The 19,014-nt window shown below is 44.0% G+C and carries 17 protein-coding genes; 7 read left to right on the top strand and 10 right to left on the bottom strand.

All coding sequences use genetic code 11. The features are described from left to right. The first annotated feature begins 77 nt into the window (after positions 1-77). The 5 genes from GB993_RS06705 (at position 78) to GB993_RS06685 (ending at position 4,493) form a co-directional block, all read left to right on the top strand. Positions 78-1,715 (top strand): YfhO family protein, encoded by a 1,638-nt coding sequence (locus GB993_RS06705; RefSeq protein ID WP_161003615.1) that lies wholly within the window; start codon positions 78-80, stop codon positions 1,713-1,715. Positions 1,716-1,881: 166 nt separating this feature from the next. Then, entirely contained in the window at positions 1,882-2,115 is a 234-nt protein-coding gene (locus tag GB993_RS06700; protein WP_161003614.1) for a type II toxin-antitoxin system HicA family toxin, read from the top strand. A 2-nt stretch (positions 2,116-2,117) separates the two neighbouring features. Beyond that, positions 2,118-2,513 (top strand): type II toxin-antitoxin system HicB family antitoxin, encoded by a 396-nt coding sequence (locus GB993_RS06695; protein WP_161003613.1) that lies wholly within the window; start codon positions 2,118-2,120, stop codon positions 2,511-2,513. Between the two features lie 390 nt (positions 2,514-2,903). Next, entirely contained in the window at positions 2,904-3,329 is a 426-nt protein-coding gene (locus GB993_RS06690) for a MarR family winged helix-turn-helix transcriptional regulator (protein ID WP_161003612.1), read from the top strand. A gap of 6 nt (positions 3,330-3,335) precedes the next feature. Next, positions 3,336-4,493 (top strand): MFS transporter, encoded by a 1,158-nt coding sequence (locus GB993_RS06685; RefSeq protein ID WP_161003611.1) that lies wholly within the window; start codon positions 3,336-3,338, stop codon positions 4,491-4,493. A gap of 93 nt (positions 4,494-4,586) precedes the next feature. Here GB993_RS06685 and GB993_RS06680 read toward each other — a convergent pair whose 3' ends face one another. The 9 genes from GB993_RS06680 to GB993_RS06640 all read right to left on the bottom strand — a co-directional run bounded on the left by GB993_RS06680 (position 4,587) and on the right by GB993_RS06640 (position 15,701). Further along, entirely contained in the window at positions 4,587-6,773 is a 2,187-nt protein-coding gene (locus tag GB993_RS06680) for a Tex family protein (protein WP_161003610.1), read from the bottom strand. A gap of 484 nt (positions 6,774-7,257) precedes the next feature. Beyond that, positions 7,258-7,521, bottom strand: coding sequence for a zinc ribbon domain-containing protein (locus GB993_RS06675; protein ID WP_161003609.1), 264 nt, complete (start codon positions 7,519-7,521; stop codon positions 7,258-7,260). An 86-nt stretch (positions 7,522-7,607) separates the two neighbouring features. Continuing rightward, on the bottom strand, positions 7,608-8,363 hold the full coding sequence (gene sfsA, locus GB993_RS06670) for a DNA/RNA nuclease SfsA (RefSeq protein ID WP_161003608.1): 756 nt from the start codon (positions 8,361-8,363) through the stop codon (positions 7,608-7,610). A gap of 97 nt (positions 8,364-8,460) precedes the next feature. Then, positions 8,461-9,927: a CotH kinase family protein gene (locus GB993_RS06665; protein WP_161003607.1), complete on the bottom strand. Its 1,467-nt coding sequence runs from the start codon at positions 9,925-9,927 to the stop codon at positions 8,461-8,463. A gap of 20 nt (positions 9,928-9,947) precedes the next feature. Further along, positions 9,948-10,520: a TetR/AcrR family transcriptional regulator gene (locus tag GB993_RS06660; RefSeq protein WP_161003606.1), complete on the bottom strand. Its 573-nt coding sequence runs from the start codon at positions 10,518-10,520 to the stop codon at positions 9,948-9,950. Between the two features lie 51 nt (positions 10,521-10,571). Then, positions 10,572-11,246, bottom strand: coding sequence for a DUF4956 domain-containing protein (locus GB993_RS06655; protein WP_161003605.1), 675 nt, complete (start codon positions 11,244-11,246; stop codon positions 10,572-10,574). Beyond that, the gene (locus tag GB993_RS06650; protein WP_161003604.1) at positions 11,228-11,974 is read right to left on the bottom strand and encodes a polyphosphate polymerase domain-containing protein; all 747 of its coding nucleotides are present in this window, start codon (positions 11,972-11,974) and stop codon (positions 11,228-11,230) included. The genes GB993_RS06655 and GB993_RS06650 overlap by 19 nt, the downstream gene beginning before the upstream one ends. A 358-nt stretch (positions 11,975-12,332) precedes the next feature. Then, on the bottom strand, positions 12,333-14,858 hold the full coding sequence (locus GB993_RS06645) for an ABC transporter permease (RefSeq protein WP_161003603.1): 2,526 nt from the start codon (positions 14,856-14,858) through the stop codon (positions 12,333-12,335). A 141-nt stretch (positions 14,859-14,999) separates the two neighbouring features. Further along, on the bottom strand, positions 15,000-15,701 hold the full coding sequence (locus GB993_RS06640) for an ABC transporter ATP-binding protein (protein ID WP_161003602.1): 702 nt from the start codon (positions 15,699-15,701) through the stop codon (positions 15,000-15,002). Between the two features lie 142 nt (positions 15,702-15,843). On the opposite strand from GB993_RS06640, the gene GB993_RS06635 reads away from it, so the two are divergent. Together GB993_RS06635 and GB993_RS06630 are read left to right on the top strand one after the other, a co-directional pair. Then, complete coding sequence (locus GB993_RS06635; protein ID WP_161003601.1) at positions 15,844-16,434, top strand: TetR/AcrR family transcriptional regulator; 591 nt, start codon at positions 15,844-15,846, stop codon at positions 16,432-16,434. A 46-nt stretch (positions 16,435-16,480) separates the two neighbouring features. Continuing rightward, entirely contained in the window at positions 16,481-16,945 is a 465-nt protein-coding gene (locus tag GB993_RS06630) for an SDR family NAD(P)-dependent oxidoreductase (RefSeq protein ID WP_284142836.1), read from the top strand. A gap of 29 nt (positions 16,946-16,974) precedes the next feature. Here GB993_RS06630 and GB993_RS06625 read toward each other — a convergent pair whose 3' ends face one another. Next, entirely contained in the window at positions 16,975-18,975 is a 2,001-nt protein-coding gene (locus tag GB993_RS06625) for an ABC transporter ATP-binding protein/permease (RefSeq protein WP_161003599.1), read from the bottom strand. Between the last annotated feature and the right edge of the window lie 39 nt (positions 18,976-19,014).

The raw sequence follows: 19,014 nt of genomic DNA, 5'->3' as shown, positions 1-19,014 counted from the left end.
CTCATGTGGTGTTCATTTTGTCTTCACTTTAACTATGGTAAGATACCAACGTTATTTTTAATTTTGGGGTGAACATTGTGGACTATCGTGAATCATTAATGGCACAAGGAAGTCAGCATCAACGAACGGCTGGCTTCTATGGTTGGGCCAGAGAACACCGGCAACTCTGGCTGTGGTTAACGTTTGTACTCGTCGCCATAGCAGTGGAGCTGCCGTTTTTATTGAACAATCACCTGTTCGGCGGGTGGGATCAACAATTCCACGTCAATCGTATCGAAGAACTGTATCTCTCTGCTAAAAATGGCGTATGGCATAACGCGATTAGTACATACACGTTTCGTGGGTCTGGTCTTGGCATTCAAATCTTTTATCCATATGTCTTTCTGTATCCGTATGCGATATTGAGGTTGGTCGGCCTACCAGGGATTATGGCGTTATACCTAGGCAATGCTTTTTATATCATCGCAAGTTGCTGGATTTCATACTGGTGTATGCGCGTATTTCTAAAACTGCGAGCAGCACGGCGGCCAATCTCCGGGGCATGGTTATTCGCCATATTGTATAACCTGTCTGGTTACATGGTCTTTAATGAAACCGTGCGTTTCGACTTGCCCGAAGCACAATCAATGATGTGGTATCCCATCTTATTTTTTGGCCTATATCTCACACTGACTGAACACCGACGTGGGTGGTTGCTGACAACGCTGGGCGCGACGATGCTCGTATACACGCACGTCTTGTCAGCCTTGTTGGCAGCGGGGATGGTCGTTGTCGTTCTGGCTCTTGGTTGGCGCTACCTTAATCGGTGGCAAACATGGCTGGATTTAGTACTCACGGCAGTAGTAACCGGTCTGCTAAGTTTGCCAGAGCTACTAGGGATGCTTGGTACCACGAAACAAGTAACGGTGGCATCACCGTTGATCGGATCGTTGGCAAAACAGGCGATTTCACCCTTCATCGCAGTCGTCTTTGGCCTTGGCAATGTCACGAAAACGGGCTTGTTGACGCACGGCGTGACCTTGGGCACGATTGTCTTATTGGCGCTTGTGGCGCTATGGATCGGTTTTCGTCATCTCGATCGGTTTGGCAAAACACTGTCGATTTTAAGCACGGTTCTGTTCTGGATGACAACAAAACTCTTTCCATGGCGTTTTCTGGAACATACACCGATCAACCTAATTCAGCATCCGTGGCGGTTTTACACGTTTATCAGTTTCTTTGTCCTGGTCGCCTTTGTCATCCTCGTTGATCGCACGCAGTTACGTTTCAATTGGCAAGGCTGGATTGTTGGCTTGTCACTGTTACTCACGATGGTGACCGGATTCGTCTATGCCGGGGTATCGTCGCCAAAGGTGAGTGCCAGTAGCTATGAACAGTTTGCGACGGATGCGAATTATTTCGATTACGCGCCCAAACGCAGTGTCCATCATCTGAAAGCTATTTATGCGCATCAGGCAGTGGTCTTTGAAGACGGTGAAGCCATTAGTCATCCACATGTGAAGATGGCTGCACAACCTAATGGAATGACCATTCGGTTGCCAAAGACAGTAAGTGGTCACCGGGTAGACTTACCGGTTTTTAACTATGGCAGTCAGCATTATGTGGTAAAAACGGATGATGCCAAGCGATTACATGTGAGTGTTTCTGAACGCGGGACGGTACAGGTTCGCGTGCCTGGGGGTACAAAGAGAGTTTCTATTGAATACCATAAATAAAAGTTTGCTGAGTGCTGTTCAGAAATGGACAGCACTTTTTTATTGCTCAGATGAAAATGTTGATCAAATTACGTATGTTTAGATATGAATCGAAAGAGCCTTAATACGTACTTAAATAATTGAAAAATAAACGTGTAGTACGTATAATCTGAAAGAAGATTAAATTATGACATCACTATCTAAATTTCCACAAACAGGTCGAGAATTGATCAGATTATTAAAACAATATGGTTGGCAGGATGCATTAGGTGCTGACCACGGTGATCACCACTTCATGACGCAACAGTATCAACGTACAAAGATTCCTATCAAGATGAGCCCAAGCAAGCTGCCCAAAAGCTACGTTTGGCTGATTTTGTCTGAGGCAGGGTTAAAAGATTTATTAAAAGGAGGACATTAATTATGTCTAAGGATGAAGTATTTTATCCCGCTATTTTTCACCATCAAGAGGACGGCGCTTTCACCGTTAAAGTGCCGGATTTAAAAGGTGCAGTGACGTATGGTGACGATATGATGACAGCATTTCACAGTGCCCAAGACGTTATTGGCGGCTATTTGTTTTCTGAAAAACATTATCCAGAACCAACTGATGTCGCTGAAATTCCACTCGTTCCAGGCGACCAACTAGTAATTGTGCCATTGGATCTCAATGAATATCGTAGTCGGGAGCAACAAACCAAAAAGGTGAAGGTGACTGTGACAATTCCTGAAGGTTTACGTGATGAAGCTCGAGAACGGCACATTGTGTTATCACATGTGCTGACAGAAGGGTTACGCAGAGAACTTGCAAATGACTAAATGGGAGCAAAAGTTTGACTTACTATATTAGTCGCATATAGTTTATTCAAAATAAAAAAGGATTACACAGATACGCAGGGTTAAATGCTATAAATTAGGACTAATGAGGGGTTAGCAAAGGCCACAACTCGTGATTGTAGGTGGTCTGAATAGTGTTGGAAAAAGTACTATTCGCGAGTGCTTTTTATTAAGTAGGAACAAATAGGACTGCCAGAAGCTCGTTTTGAGCATTGGCTGTCCTATTTGTTTTATAGGTGAAACATGGCATGTTTTTGACCACTTGCAGAAGCCGATGGCGCTTTTTTTGCAGTATTAGTTATTTTTTTGAAAATAAATTGGTGCTTACGAAAATATACAGCATGCTGTACAATTCGTTCATGAGGTGATCTTATGAATGAAGATGAAATGATTTCACGGCAACTGTTACAGTTGGCCCGGCGAATTAAACAACGTCGAAATTTACATATCCAGGATTTAAATTTAACTCTGGGTCAAGGTGATGCGTTGAAGTATTTTGCAGAAAATCCTAATCAGACAATCGCAATGTTCAAAGATTATCAAGGCATTACGCATCAAACTGCACGGGTGATCGTGAAACATATGGTGACCTTGGGAATTGTCACTTTGGTACCCAATCCTAATGATGGTCGATCAAAACTAGTGCAGGTAACGCCACTTGGATCATCTAAATATGCTCAGTTAGATAAACATGGGTGGCAAACAAGTGAGGAACTATTTGCTGGGTTTACACCGGAAGAACGACAATGTTTTTTAACATTAGCGCGTCGAGCTAATGCCAATTTGGAAAGGGAATGATTTAGCGTGAAAACGCGTCTATATACAAAAGATGTGAAATTAGTTTTAGCGGCTAGCTTTTTTTATTTAATGAGTCCAATGTTGATTAACCCGATTATTGCTGGCTTTGCATCCAATGTCGGGGCCAACAGTATTTTGGCTGGCGTGATTGCCGGGGCAATGAACCTAACGTCACTAGTATTACGGCCACTAGCGGGCAATTTAACTGATCGTGTTTCTAAGTATTACTTAACTTTAGCTGGTGGCGTCTTCATTTTATTGGCGAGTTTAGGTTATACGTTTACTACTAATGTGGCGTTGATCATGGCTTTTCGAGTGATTAATGGTCTTGGCTATACATTATGTTCAGTATGCATGGCCACTTGGATGGCGGACCTACTGCCGGCGGACCGGATTGGTTCTGGAATGGGTATTTATGGATTAGCTAGCGCCTTGGGGATGGCCATTGGACCAGCGATTAGTGTTTATTTATATCAACACTATAGTTACCAAAGTGTTTTCTGGTTGGCGTCAATGTTTAGCGTTTTAATGTTGTTCGTCATTCAGTTTGTAGGCAATCGAGGTCTTCCAAGCCCAACGAAGCAAACGACCACGCCAACTGAGGAGAAAATGCAGTTCGTTCAACCTAAAGTTGTACCCGTGATGGTAATTCTAATGTTGTTTTCATTGCCGTACTTCGCAACAGAAACCTACATTGTGAGCTACATTGCCCATCGCCATTTTGCGGTACCAGCCGGACTTTTCTTTCCGACATACGCCGTTATTTTGTTAGTTATGCGAATAGCGTTGCGTGATGCATTTGACCACGTGCCGTTTAAAAGGTTTATTTGGCTGTGTTTAGGACTGAATTTGCTGGGATTAATTGGGCTGACTGATTTAAATAATTTATTTATGTTGTTTCTTGGAGCATTTGGATTTGCTGGTGGATATGGTCTGATGTTTTCAATTTGTCAGGCCAAAGCGTTGACGCTGGTGCCGTCCTCGGATCGCGGATTAGCGAATAGTACATTTTATATCGGGGTGGACCTGGGTATGTCAGGTGGACCGATGATAGCGGGATTAATCACGGCTTTTTTGCCGTGGAAATGGCTCTATCCGGTTATGGTGTTGACGCTGCCATTGATTGTATTGGTTTATCTAGCCAATCGGCGAGCATTGGCGTAACAAAAGCAGACGCCCGTCTGAGTAATTACTCCATTTAACGAAAAAGGGACCATCAACAGCTTTTCTGAGCCTGTTGATGGTCCTTTCTAGCTTCTATTCTTCATTTGGCTTCAGCATCGTTAACTGAATTCGTTGCCGATTCAAATCAACAGAGTCGACCCAGACGGTGACGATATCACCGACGGAGACGATTTCAGCAGGGTTTTTGACGAATCGCTTCGTCAGTTTGGAAATGTGGACGAGGCCATCGTGCTTCACACCAACATCGACAAACGCGCCGAAGTCGATGACGTTGCGGACGGTACCTTGAAGTTCCATACCGGGTTTCAAGTCTTCGATGGTCAGCACGTCATGACGTAACAGTGGGGCAGGCATATCGTCACGCAGGTCACGACCTGGCTTAGCCAAACTATCGAGAATATCGGTGACTGTTTCTAGACCAGCACCGGTTTCTGCGGCAATGGCATGTTTGCCGAGCTTAGCGGTAGCCTGTTTGAATTCATCGGAGCCCAGGCTATCAACATCTGTATTGGTCAGTGTCAGGATCTCGTTAGCGACAGGGTAACTTTCCGGATGGACGTCTGTGTTATCCAGAGGATTCTTACCACCGATGATGCGCAGGAAACCAACGGCCTGTTCGTAGGCTTTAGGCCCAAGACGGGGCACCTTCTTCAATTGACGACGGTCCGTGTAGCGGCCATTTTCATTACGGTAGGCGACCACGTTGTTGGCAATCGTTTTGTTCAGCCCAGAAATGTGTTCCAGTAATTCTGAACTAGCGGTATTGAGGTTAACGCCGACTTGGTTAACGGCCGTTTCGACGACAGTGTCAAGTTGAGCAGACAGTTCTTTGTTCGGAACATCGTGTTGATACTGTCCGACACCAACACTTTGCGGGTCAATTTTAACCAGTTCAGCCAACGGATCTTGCAAACGACGGCCAATGCTGATGGCACTACGCTGTTCAACGTGTAAGTCGGGAAATTCGTCACGAGCAGCTTGGCTGGCAGAATAAACGGACGCACCGGCCTCGTTGACGATGACGTATTCGATATCGCGTTTGATGCCTTTTAACACATCGCTGACAAAGATTTCTGATTCACGTGAGGCCGTACCGTTACCAATGGCGATCATTTCGACTTGATATTTTTCAAGAAAATCATGGAACTCACCAGCGGCTGCCGCGCGTTTGTTAGCAGGAGCAGGCTTATGTGGGTAGATAACAAGTTTGTCAAGGTACTTCCCATTAGCGTCCATGACGGCGAGCTTACAGCCAGTTCGGTAGGCAGGGTCGAAGCCGAGCACAATCTTACCTTTCATCGGTGCTTGCATCAGCAAGTGATACAGATTAGTCCCAAATACTTTAATGGCGTGTTCGTTAGCCGCATCAGTCAATTCATTACGTAGTTCACGTTCGATAGCTGGGCCAATAAAACGTTTGTAAGTATCTGCGTAAGCATCTTCAATCACTGCAACTGCCGGACCCTGTCGATGGCCGATAGTCCGAAAGTGGAAGAAGTTCATGATGGCGTCAGTATCAACGTCGAGACTCACACGCAACACGCCGGCTTTTTCACCGCGATTAATGGCTAAAGTTTGGTACGCTGCCATCTTCGTGAAGGGTTGTTCGAACTCGTAATATTGTTGGTAAACACCGTCTTCATCGGCTTCTTTTCCCTTTGACTTAACCGTCGTCGTTAGTTTGGCATGACTACGCGTATAGTCACGGATAAATTCACGGAATGAGGCTTCTTCACTGAAGGCTTCCGCCAGGATTTCGTGAACCCCAGCCAGGACAGCTTTAACATCAGGGAGATCCTTATCCGGGTTGATATATTTAGCTGCTTCCGTTTCAACAGATTCTTTATGAAAACCGAGTAGCCATTTGGCAAACGGCATTAAACCGGCTTCCTTAGCAATGGTGGCCTTAGTACGCCGCTTTTGCTTATAGGGTAGATACAGATCTTCAACTTCCTGAACTGTTGTTGCAGCGGTGATTTGTTGCTGCAACTTCGGTGTCAGGGCTTTTTGTTCAGTAATACTATTGATGACTTCTGTTTTTCGATTAGCCAGTTTTTCGAAATGGTTCCAAGTATCTTGAACGGTGCGAATCTGCACTTCGTCAAGACTGCCGGTCATTTCCTTCCGGTACCGTGAGACAAACGGAATTGTGTTGCCATCATTCAATAGGTTAAGCGTGGCAGTAATCTGCCGTGACCGAATGTCTGGTAAGGCATCAGCCACCTGTTTGAGTAAAGTTGAATCAAGTTGGGTTGCCATATTTCCTCCGATTAAATCTTGCGAGTTACAGACTTAATTATACGTGTTCGTGTCAGACTTTTGAAGAAGTGTTGAGTGGTGCTTTCGGTTGTCAACAGTGACACGCTTACCGTGGGACCGGTTCGAGCCTTCTGAAACCCGAAGTCTTTCACCTCGCCATCAAGCCTCGTGGGAAACCGAGTCTTGGTGACCGTCCGTGTTGTAAATCCGAGAGAACCATTCGGATTAACAACACTTTCACGGTTCGGTATCACTGTTGACGCCCTCATATTGGCTCCACAGTTGTTTTCGTGTGAATAGCGTAATAGCAGCTTGTAAACTGAATGCAATGCCGCAACAGTAACTATTGAAAATAAGTGTCTTTAGCCCTAAATTGCACAAAAATAATCCCTTTAGAAATCATCAGACAGGTGTCATCTTCGGTGAGTTCAAAAGGGATTACTTTCTATACACTAAATTGCTTGGTACAGTTTCGGCAGTTAATTTATTTTTGTTGACGCCAACGCTCAGTTCGTTTCAACACACCCGGATAGAAGAATTTCATGAAGCGTTTCTTCAATGTAGATGTATTTAGCTGATCAATAATGGTTAGCCCGTGAACTTTCATTTCATCGAACGTAATGGCGTAATCAACAAATTCACCATTCTGATAACAACGATGACAGTAAATGCTTGAAGTGCGTTGATTGGTCTCCGTTCCAAACTGGTTCATATGGGGTAGACCACAACTCTGACAGATGTCGTTCATAAGCGTGCACCTCATTTCGGTTTAGTTATGACCTAACCATATCATGAGCGACACTTGTTCTTCACCAGATGTGCTTGTTGGACAGTCTATTTAATCAAACCCATTTCTACCTGCGGATCAATAAATGGTTCATCAATCCGAAACTCAGCCGGTCGGTGCAATGTCATGCCATTTTCGTCGACTTTTGAACAGTAGGCGGCAATTTTAACCCCGTGTGGCACAGCCGCCTTAATAGCAGCTGTAAGTTTGGGCGCCATGTGATGATTGAGGGTGAGCACATCGATATTATCAATTTGGATGACGAAGAAAAGATAGGCCATGTAGCCCTCGTCAATCGCATGTTCAAGATTATAAACGTGCTTCACTGCTCGAATCGTTGGTGCGTCCGGAAAACCGACGATTCCGTGGCTTTCTAACGTTGCACCCTTAGTCTCAACAAAGAACTCTTGCCCGGTACTCGTCTTACCTTTGAAGTCGACACGGGAATCGCCAAACGTCACTTCAGGACGGAATTCTGTAATTGTGCCAGGTAAGTCAGGAAAGGTGAGTAGACCAGCGTCTACCGCTTCCTTAGTTACCTTATTTGGCATGGCACTATCAATGTTTACCCAGAAGTCACCATGGTCAGTGCGTTTGATGACGGAGACCATATCCCAGTGCGTTTTTCGTTCAGGATTTTTAGCTGGCACGATTGAAACGGTGGCGCCGGGAATTAGCAGATCTGCACCGCGACCCGTATTTTTTAGATGAGTTTCAATGATTTCGCCGTTTCGTTCAACCCGGCACGTAAAGCGACTGGGTCGGTCCACATAATGTGCCAATTGTGCGCCTTCATACTGCATAATTGTGTCTTCCTCCGCATATTTAACAGTGCTGACCATGTTTAATCAAACAGCACTTCATTCAACAATAGTTTACACCTTAAGCGGGAAGCATTAGCTACGGTTGTTTGACATCACTACTATCGTCATTGCGGCTGTTTTCAGACTGCGCCTTTGCTGAACTAGCTTTTGCGCGAGAACTTTGACGTTCGGATTCAGTCGGCGTTGGAGCGACGTAATTGAAGTTCAGTCGTTTAACGTTACTTGTATAGTCGTTGAAAAGTGCATCGCAGTCCTTAAACTGACGATTTACTGAATTGCGAATTTGCATCAAGCTCGTAATTTTTTTGGATGGAATTCCAGGGTTACGTTGGAAGTTATCCTGATAATTAGGGTCACCAACTGTGGTCATGAATGTTGTGAATTCATTGTTAACCTTAGTCGGTGTCAGTGTGGATTTACGTAGTTGACGCCAACGCGACTGAACGCGTTCCGGATAGGCTTGGGCAACTTGTTGTAGCAGGCGATTACCTTCTGCCGTTTTGAGATCGCCGTGGTTCGGATAGTTATGGGATACAGATTCACCCGACGGATAAATATGGCGGCCATTTTCGTACAGCCCCCAAGTGGAATCGAGGTCGTACATGGTGGCGTGCCAAATCTGACCGTTGTAAGTGAGCAGTTCAAGGTTGCGCCCAAGGCCGTCCTGATCGTGAATAAGGTTGGCAAACAAATACATATCAATGACGGAATTAACGTCCAAATATTCAGGAGCATGTTGTCTAAACGTTTGGGTGTCGCTGGTATTAACGAAGTGAACCAATCGTTCAAAGTCTTGTTTTTGTTGACGAGTTAACGAATCAGGCACATCGGGTGTCCAACCGGTCGCATTGTAACTAACCTTGTCTGACCAGAACATGTCGGCTTTATTCCACTCGTTACTGCTGATGGCGATGTTGGTAGGGTCATGTTTATCTAGCCCCCACAGTTTGGCATCTTTAGGCGTGTTAAGTGTATAGAGGCCCCAGCGGTCGCCGTTAACTTTCATTTCGATAGGGAAACCACTGATGGCGCCGTTATTTTGCGAGTCAACTAACTGTTTTGGAGCACCAGAACGAGTGGCAACCATGTCTGACCATAACCGTGAGTTAACGACGTTACGCGATTGAGTGGCGTCAATATAGTTGGCCTTTAATACATAGCTGCTGTGCTTTTTCCACCCCGGTGCGGCCCGCCACTTTAGTTTGTGTTTCAGTGACTTATCTTTATAAAACTTGATTTTCCAGTTTTTCTGCGGATAGCGGCGCGAACTTTGACCCTGCCACTTCATGGTGGCGTAGCCGTCTTCTTGAACACCCGTTTTACGGTCTTTAAACGAAAAACGGACGGTGGGGTTCTTATCGACTGTTTGTGAGACAGCACCCTTGATTTTGACACGTGGCAACCGCTCAACTTTTTGCCGTGAACCCAGCGGTAACTGACGCGTGGAATTAAAATGAAGCCACGTAAACGTACCCGCCAGCAAGACTAGAATGAGGCCAACTAAACTGATGAGCGCCACGCGTGGGCGGCGTTTTTTTGACATGGTTCAAGACCCTCCGTGATTTATTTCGATCCATTGGGGATGACTTGAGTGACCATATCAATAAGATCACTCAGGTCTGCTTCTGCGTTAACACTTTGTGGGAAGAAACCGTTAAAGGACAGTTTGGCGTATCCAAACAGCGTACTCAAAAAGAACCGCATCATTCGCTCACGTTCCTGCTCGTCAGCAACCATTGGTGTCAAAATATCGCGCAGAATATTTACGATTGCGCCAGCTGGTGCGCCTTCGAGTTTGAGTGGTGAACGAAAGCCGTGATGTTCTGTCGTCAACATTTCCTGGAAGGATGGGTGGTCCTGGGCAAACGAAAAGAGTGTGATGGCGAAAACCTTAAGTGCATCCTTGCCAGAAACAGGGACGAGCTTAGTGTAGAGCTCGTGTTCGACGAGCTGGCGACCGTAATCGGCAACGCCCGCCTTTAAATCATCCAGACTTGGAAAGTAATGGTATAACGTTTGTGGTTGCACTCCCAGATGGCGAGCCATACCGCGTAGAGATAGCTTTTGTAGGCTGTCCTGTTCAGCAACGTGGTAGGCCTCCGTGACAATGTAGTCCCGTGATAGTGCTTTTTTCATATCTGTTCTCCTTGGTACTTCCTCTTGAAACGGTGGTTCCTAACCTAAATGTTAAAGCGAATTGTTACTGGTGACGTCTGTCCGCATGGAAATCTCAAGATTGCCGTTGCGTTCCCGTAAGGCGTCGATAAAAGCTTTTTGTTGATCCGGTTTCTTAAGCACGAGTCGGTATTGTAGTTCAAACAGACTCCCCAAATTAGTCGTTCGAACATTATCGAGGGTGACTTCTTTCGCATAACGGTCAAAGATGGCGTCGAATTCATGCTCGTAATCGAGATTTTCCGGCACGGTAATTTTCATTAACCGCTCGTTTTGATTGCTGGCGCCAAAGTCGAGCGTCGTGTATAGCAGCATTGCTAAACTGACAACAATGGTGAAGAAAGTCGCATAAAGCAGGTAACCCCGGCCTGTTGCCAAACCAATCGTCATGGCAAAGAAGATGGTGACCATTTCCCGAGCGTTACCCGGTGCCGATCGGAAACGAACCAGGCTGAAGGCCCCAGCCACAGTAATCCCGGCGCCCAGATTTCCGTGAACAATCATGATAATGGATTGGACTAGGATCGGCAGTAACGCAATCGAGAAAATAAAGTGTTTGGAATAGTGATTCCGGTACATATAAACAAAGGCGATGATAAGACCAAGTATCAATGTGACTAATGTCGTGATGAAAATCTGTTCAAACGTCACGAGATGGTGTTTGGGTCCTAAATAACTGATAAGCATTGTTGCCCTCCCTGAATGCCGTATTTATAGATCAGGCCGTATTTTGAAAATGGTTGTGGGTAAAGTTTGAGTGAGGCGAATAATTGACTCCACTCAAAGGGCAGCGCACGTGGTAGTTTAATTTCCATGACGACCATGCCTGATGCCAGTAAAGGGATGCCCTGATTGTGGTTAATCAGATTGACATTGCGGGAGCGCCAACGAATATTTTCATCAAACGTCAGTCGCAGGCCGTCGGCAGTACTGTACGCTGTGCGTTCATAAATGACTGCTGTTTGTCGTGATAATTCATGGGAGTGCGTAAAACGGTCAATTTCGCGTGCGTTCATATCGTCATTGCGACTGATGCTACCACTGCGACTGGCAAGATAGCGGTGAGCCTGGTTATAAGGCAGGGTGACGCGCCGTTTGTAAGTGATGCCGTTGACCTTTTTCTTTAATTCCACAAAGGCCGGTTGATGATGATCGACTGGGTCGCCATAAGCACGCAAACGTAATTTCTCACGATACTTACTGTTGTCGAGCTGTCGGCGAGCAAACATGTAATCTTCGGTATCGTAATACAGAGATGAAATCGTCTGTTTACCATATTGATCCATGCGAATTTGATCGCCTAATTTTTTAAGAAGTTGTTGATAGGTGGACTGATCCATGACGTATTTTTGTTCATGGCGTTCAAACACCATTGGCACCGCACTTTTTTGTGGTGCCGCCAGGTTGGCGAGCATGTTAAGGCCTCCTTGAGTTGTGCCGTTGTCTAATTTTTTAAAGATAATTCAGGCTGCGATTTTAGTATGTAATCCGCCGATAAACGGACTTTTTTGAGTAGTTACTCATACAATCGATACAGTATATCATCGTTGTCGAACACTGTACACAAGAATGAGACACCTGTGCTAATTTGTCTTATCAATTTTAATTAATTGATGAGTTAACGTGAGAATGTATCCGCGGATTCAGCTGTGAATCGAAATAGGATAAAATACTTTGAGAAAAAGTTGTATTTGGTGATGAATCGTAAAAAACGACCAGTTGACAAAATGAATTCGTCGACTGGTCGTTCGATTAGTTAGTTAGAGATAATGTTTAATCGACGGACTTGAGTGCCCCCAACATGTCGACACGATTAATTTTACGTGCCATTAACCCCATAACAATAAGTGAGAAGATAACGGTTAGTAAAGTTGAAACACCAAGATTCGAGGCCAGGATGGAAGGTACACCCATGGCGGTTTCTGGTGGTAACGCGGCGATGATATAACGATGGAGCCAATCACCACCGAGGAAACCAAATAGAATTCCCGCAATCGTTAACAAAATTGTTTCACGATAGATGTACATGGTCGTTTCAAATGGGTAGAAGCCTAGCACTTTGATTGTAGCTAGCTCTCGAATGCGTTCGGACACGTTAATATTCGTTAACGTATATAGAACGACGAAGGCGAGGAGAGAAGCACAAACGATGATAACTAGGACGACGTTGTTTAACCCGCCAAGAATGCCTGAAATAATGCGTTTGTTCGTCAGCGATTGAACAACGCTGAGGCTGGCTGACTGTTTCGTGAGTTTACGTGACAAACGGTTGACATTTGCTGCATTGTGATGATGCAATTGAATCATTTCTGTATTCGCAGGCGCCGTCTTATTAAATACCTTTTTATAGTAGGCTGACGTCATATATAGCGAATGACCAATGTACATTTCGGTGATGCCGCTGATTTTAACGCTGGTGCGATGACCTTGGGCATCTTTGATTGTGATATGATCGCCCACTTTTTTATTGAACAGGCTGGCCAACTTTTCACTGATTACTACACCGTCATTATTGAGCGTGATCTTTTTCCCAGATTGGCGATTGCGTAAGGTGACGAATTTACTAAAGTGATTGGTTGACTTCGGCACAATCATGGTAATGCTTTGATTATCCAATGTCGCGCTATTTTTAGCGTACATGGATTGATAATATACCAGCATCGATCGTTTGACAGACTTACTTTGTGTGACCGTCTGCTGATATTGATGAATGTTGTGATCGCTATCCTGACTGTTATAAACCCCTAAGGCATCGTAGTGAATAATTTGAGAGTACTGGATATGTTCCAAATCCTGCAGAGAATCACGAATACCAAATCCAGTAATTAGTAACATAACGCAACCAAAGACACCAAGAATCGTCATTAACATACGTTCTTTGTAGCGGAAGAGATTTCTAAACGTCACCTTCTGTGAAAATGGCAAGTGACGCCATAACCATGTGATGCGCTCCAGTAAGATTCGGGAACCATTTGCAGGTGGCTTTGGTAGCATTAATGTAGCTGGGATTTCCTTCAGTAATTGATAGCCTGTCCACCAGGCAGGTAAGGTGGTACACAACAAAGCAATTACGACAGAGATGCTTAACCACAGCCATGGAATGTGAAGCTGGAGTGCACCAACGCTTATGCCAGCGGTGTATGCTCGAAAAATGATGTGGGGTAGCAACATTACTCCTAGAATGGTACCAAGGACGGAACCAACTACCGCGGCCGAAATTCCGTATACCGCAAATTCTTTCATGACATTTTTCTTGCTGAAACCGAGTGCACGTAAGGTCCCCATTTCAATTCGTTTTTCCTCAGCCATTCGTCCCATTGTCGTCGTGCATACCAGTACTGCGATGGCAAAGAAGATAATTGGAAATGTGTTCGAGAGAATGCTGATCCGGTTAGCGCGTTCTCCATATTCGTTGTAGCCGGTGTTGTAATCATTCCGGCTTTGGATAGTGTACTTAAGACTGCTGATCTGACTGAGCTGCTGTTTGGCCGACGAAAGTTTAGCGACCTTTTTTGCCAGCAGTGCTTGTTGCCATTGAAGCTGTTGCTGAGCTTGTGATGTCGAGGTAGTGTCTTGAGTGGTTTGCATCAATGCGGCCTGTTGGGTTGATAATTGCTGTTGTAAGGTTTGGAGTTTTTGTGATTGTTGATTGATTTTCTCTTGGGCGCTGTTAGCTAATTGAGTACGCTGCTTCCGAGCGTGATGATTCAACTTTTTTTGTAATTGGTTAACGTTACGATTCGTTTGTTTTTCGTAGCGGTCTGAGTAGGCGGCTCCGTGAGTGTTATTAAACTTAATTCGTGCTACCTGATAGTTGTTTGTTGCAAACGCATTGTGGGCGACGACTGCAAAACCAGTCAGTTGGCCATTACCAACGTTGGCGTTACCGAGATCATTTTCCTTGATGTAGTTGGCGGAATTAACAAAGCCAACTACTTTAAACAGGCGGTGTTTTAGTTGTGAACTCTTACGGTCGCTGTTTGCCGTTAGCGTAATCCACTGACCGATGTGATAACGGTTTTTTAGTTTGTTACTCAACGCGACCGTGTTATCGGCTGTGGGTAGATGACCACTTGTTAAGGAAACCGTGGACAACGTTTTCGGTAGTGTCATAACTCGTGTCACACGTTGTCCGCTGTCATTTAAACGCAGATCAACTTGTTGACCAAGGACAACTTTTTTAACGTGTGGGAGTGTCCGCAAATATTTAGCATCCGACTGAGTCAGATTAGTGGTTGAGGTGACTTCTGCGTCAGCAAGGTGATGCTGTGAAAAGTAACGTTGTCCCGTTACTTTCATGTCTGGCCCCGTAGCTTTGAGACCTACAAGAATAAACACCCCCAGTGCGATTAAGATAGTTATGGAGACAAAACGAGCTATTGATAGTTTAAACTCCCGACGGATGTTGCGATTAATCAGTTTCATAATGTCTTCACCACCCTACCATTCAATTTCGCTGACCGGCGTTGGGTCATCATTACGGGTGTCTTGCTTTACTTGGCCATCACCAATTTCAATTACATGGTCAGCCATTGGCTTGATTAAACCATTATGGGTCACAATAATAACGTTTTTATGATTTTGGTGGCAGAAATCTTGCAGTAACTGCAAAATACTTTTCCCCGTTTTGTAGTCAAGCGCACCCGTTGGTTCATCGCAAAGCAATAAATCAGGGTTCTTCGCAATTGCCCGAGCAATCGCGACCCGTTGCTGTTCACCACCAGAAAGTTGTGCCGGGAAGTTGTTCATTCGGCCACTGAGGCCAACTTCCTGCATGATATCTTTTGGGTTCAACGCATGAGGAGCAATTTCAGAGGCGAGTTCGACATTTTCAATGGCGGTTAGATTAGGAACGAGATTATAAAACTGAAAGACAAAACCAATCTGGTCTCGCCGATAAGTCGTCAATTTCTTGGGTGAGTACTGACTGATGTCTTTGCCATCAATGATAATGTTGCCTTTAGTATTGGTATCCATCCCGCCAATAATGTTGAGTAAAGTTGATTTGCCCGCCCCGGATGCACCGACAATAACCGTAAGTTCTCCCGAACGAATAGCAAAACTGATATCATCGTTTGCGCGAACTTCAGTTTCACCACTGCCATAAATTTTTGAGCTGTGTTGGACCTTAATCATGACCATAGATAAAACCCCTTTAATAAAAATGAAATGAACAACGTGTTGATTATCTTTTCTTCGACGCTTATACTACTAGCATTCAAAGATGAATCAATCGTCAATTTAAGTGAAAATGTTCATTTCGTTTAAAGGAGTTAGACTAAAAATGAAAGATAATGTCAAAATCGCCCGTACAGAGGCAACAATTAAAGCGACCGTAATTGAATTGATTAAGCAGAAATCATTAGCTAAATTATCAATTTCGGATATTACGCGGGGCGCAAAGATTAATAGAGGCACATTTTATTTACACTATGTGGATAAAAATGACCTGATTGACCACTATGAGAAAACGTTAATTGACCACTTGAAGATTATCTTTGATGGTTATAAGCCGTTGATGCCACGACCATTATCAGAAATTAAAGTCATGATCACTACGGCATTAACCTACATTGATTCTGAACGACCATTATTCAATGCTCTGATGAGTGACCAAGGGGATATTACGTTTACCAATCAGCTTAAACGGATGTTTTTATGGTATGTTGAGGACAGTCTTGAACATGTTAAAACAAAGTATTCGCACCCGATAATTCCAGAAAAGTACGCCAAGGAACTTGTTCTCGACAGTGTCGTCGGCATCGTAACGGTTTGGGTGACGGATCCACATCCTGACTCGATTGAAAAGGTTGCTAACATTCTTACTAACACGCGATTTATGGCACCAGTGAACTTAGCAGGTGTGAAGTATTGAAGGCCGGATGTTGAGAATGAATAATAAAAACGCTTAGTCGACAGAGCTGACCAAACTTGTTTTGCCAACGATGCGTCAGCAACACTTTTGCCGAATTGTAAATAATTCATCCATTGGTGGCGACATGTATAGTGCTCTTGGTGGTTGGTACCACGTCTCAAAACATGCGTTGAATGTTTGGTCTGATGTTTTGGATACAGAAGTGCAGCAATTCGGATTACGCTCTGTTGTGGTCGAACCTGGAGGAACCCAGTCGTCATGGGGCAAAATTGCGATGGGATCAATTAAAAACAACGTTTCTGAAAATACACCTTATCAATCACTTATCGATGGAACCATGGCAATGGTATCCAACGTTGGCAGTCATTCGTCTGCGACTTCGGAAGATTTGGCCAAAGTATTCTACCGTGCAGCCACAGAGGAAAAGCCTAAATTACGTTACTACTTCAGCTTTAGTGATCGAATGACGTCGCATATTGCCCGTGTACATCCAACTTTTGGTACTTTTTGATTTCATTTGCTCTTAAAAATTGTATTTAATTAATCCGCAGATAGCGCATCAATTGGATTCAAAGCTGCTGCATGTCGAGCTGGAAGCCAAGCAGCAATCAAAGAGATAATTAACGCAATTACAAAGACGGATACTACATTGGTAACACTAATCTGTACAAATGCGTATGCGGCAATAGATTTAATGAATATATTTGCGATTGCTCCGATACCTAGGGCTAAAATAGTGGCGAGGCTTGCACTTAAAACACCAATAATCAATGACTCGCTAATGAACATCCGCCGAATATCTCGTTTGCTTTCACCGAGCGCTCGTAGAATACCAATTTCCTTGGTTCTATCGGACACGGACATATACATAGTGACAATAATCATCAGGGCGGAAACTAAAAGTGAAATTCCTGCGATGATAGCCAATAGCAGTGAGGCTAAGTTCACATAAGTTTGCACCTTATCAATGATGCTAGTAATGGCAGTGGCCGAATATAATCGTTTACCGTCTGATTTAACATGATTAATTTTCTGGGCTACACCTTTGACTGAATCTAGTGAGTTGATTTTCAGAGATAAGGAAGAGGAGTCGGTGTTAACGTTTGCCTGTTTCATTGCCTTCGTTAGCGTTTTTGTATTGACGGCGTTAACGGAAGAGATACCACTACTACTCTTTCCAATTCCAGAGACCTTGGCATTAAATTTTACGTTTACTAATTTGCCGGTTCTGTCCATTGTTTGATAGTTCAGAGTAATAGATTTTCCGATTAATTTAGAAGGATCAGATTTTGACAATTTTTTGGCAACTGCCTTTTTATCTATGATGACTTCTCCAGCTTTAGGTTGTTTTCCTTTTGTAATAGATGAAGAAGATTGTGATTGAGTCCAGTTAGACATTGATGCAACTTTTGTAGACTTTCCTTGGTAATCAATTTTGACGTTTGACAAATTGTATGTCTTTTCTACTGAAGAAACGTGCTTTAAAGCACTAAGTTGGTCAATTTGTTTTTTACTGAAATTCTTAACAGTTTGTGAGGCGCCCATTGAGGGAGAACTTCCATTTCCCATTGCTGCGGTTGGACTTGGCGCGGCACTTGGATCCATTTTTGCGTAACGGGAGACGGTAATAACTTGAGGATTGGTCATTTTTGTAATCTGGTTACTAATGTACCCGCTTATTCCGTTACCAAGACCGGAAAAAAGCATTACCGCAAATAGACCAATGGTGGTGCCCAGCACAATGAGTGAGTTTCTACCTAAATGAAAGCGAAAATGCTTAAATGCAGTTCTAAGGCTAACGCTAAAGGGAAGAAGTCTGGATCGTAATTTTGAAGGCGACTGTTTTGGCTTATAAGGTGATTTAATTTCTGTGTCGTCAACAATTTTCCCATCAGCTAAACGAACAATTCTAGTTCCGGCATCTGCTACATGCTGGGAGTGGGTAACAGTAATGACCAGTCGCCCTTCCTGCGCAATGGAATTAAGCATCTCTAAAACTTCTTCGGTATTTTGAGCGTCCAACGCACCAGTTGGTTCATCAGCAATAATCACTTTTGGATCACTGGCAAGAGCCCGCGCAATTGCGACTCGTTGTTTTTGTCCACCAGATAGTTGATTTGGATACTTATAGGCGTGCTCTGATAGGCCAACACGATCCAACAAGTTTAGTGCACGTTTTTCCCGTTGCGCCTTATCTAGGGTTGTCATATCCAAAGACAACTGCACATTGTCTAAAACGGTCAAATGACTGATCAGGTTGTATGATTGGTAAATATAACCGATTGTATCTCGGCGATATGCGTCAAGCTTTTTTTCCTGCGAATGATCTAATTTATGTCCATCAACAGTGACAGACCCTGTGAATTCTCGATCCAGTCCTCCGATAATGTTCATTAAAGTGGACTTACCGCCGCCGGACTCTCCTAGAATTGACACGAATTCGCCAAGTTCAAAATTTAAATTAATTCCATTAAGAACTGGAAATTCCTCTTTACCCAAATAATATGATTTGTGAATATTACTCAATTGTAAATATGACATTTAGTTCCTCCATAATTTTTAAAAGTATAACAAAAATGA

This window comes from Furfurilactobacillus milii (genome assembly GCF_009864005.1).
GTDB lineage: Bacteria > Bacillota > Bacilli > Lactobacillales > Lactobacillaceae > Furfurilactobacillus > Furfurilactobacillus rossiae_B.
Note: the sequence above shows the minus strand (reverse complement) of the source record. Positions and strands in the feature narration are given on the sequence as shown.

Bases quoted from the DNA above. Each gene is read 5' to 3' on its own strand.
- GB993_RS06650 (WP_161003604.1), bottom strand. From the start codon at position 11,974: ATGCTCGCCAACCTGGCGGCACCACAAAAAAGTGCGGTGCCAATGGTG.
- GB993_RS06680 (WP_161003610.1), bottom strand. From the start codon at position 6,773: ATGGCAACCCAACTTGATTCAACTTTACTCAAACAGGTGGCTGATGCC.
- GB993_RS06675 (WP_161003609.1), bottom strand. From the start codon at position 7,521: ATGAACGACATCTGTCAGAGTTGTGGTCTACCCCATATGAACCAGTTT.
- GB993_RS06695 (WP_161003613.1), top strand. From the start codon at position 2,118: ATGTCTAAGGATGAAGTATTTTATCCCGCTATTTTTCACCATCAAGAG.
- GB993_RS06690 (WP_161003612.1), top strand. From the start codon at position 2,904: ATGAATGAAGATGAAATGATTTCACGGCAACTGTTACAGTTGGCCCGG.
- GB993_RS06625 (WP_161003599.1), bottom strand. From the start codon at position 18,975: ATGTCATATTTACAATTGAGTAATATTCACAAATCATATTATTTGGGT.
- GB993_RS06665 (WP_161003607.1), bottom strand. From the start codon at position 9,927: ATGTCAAAAAAACGCCGCCCACGCGTGGCGCTCATCAGTTTAGTTGGC.
- GB993_RS06640 (WP_161003602.1), bottom strand. From the start codon at position 15,701: ATGGTCATGATTAAGGTCCAACACAGCTCAAAAATTTATGGCAGTGGT.
- GB993_RS06660 (WP_161003606.1), bottom strand. From the start codon at position 10,520: ATGAAAAAAGCACTATCACGGGACTACATTGTCACGGAGGCCTACCAC.
- sfsA (WP_161003608.1), bottom strand. From the start codon at position 8,363: ATGCAGTATGAAGGCGCACAATTGGCACATTATGTGGACCGACCCAGT.
- GB993_RS06655 (WP_161003605.1), bottom strand. From the start codon at position 11,246: ATGCTTATCAGTTATTTAGGACCCAAACACCATCTCGTGACGTTTGAA.
- GB993_RS06700 (WP_161003614.1), top strand. From the start codon at position 1,882: ATGACATCACTATCTAAATTTCCACAAACAGGTCGAGAATTGATCAGA.
- GB993_RS06635 (WP_161003601.1), top strand. From the start codon at position 15,844: ATGAAAGATAATGTCAAAATCGCCCGTACAGAGGCAACAATTAAAGCG.
- GB993_RS06645 (WP_161003603.1), bottom strand. From the start codon at position 14,858: ATGAAAGTAACGGGACAACGTTACTTTTCACAGCATCACCTTGCTGAC.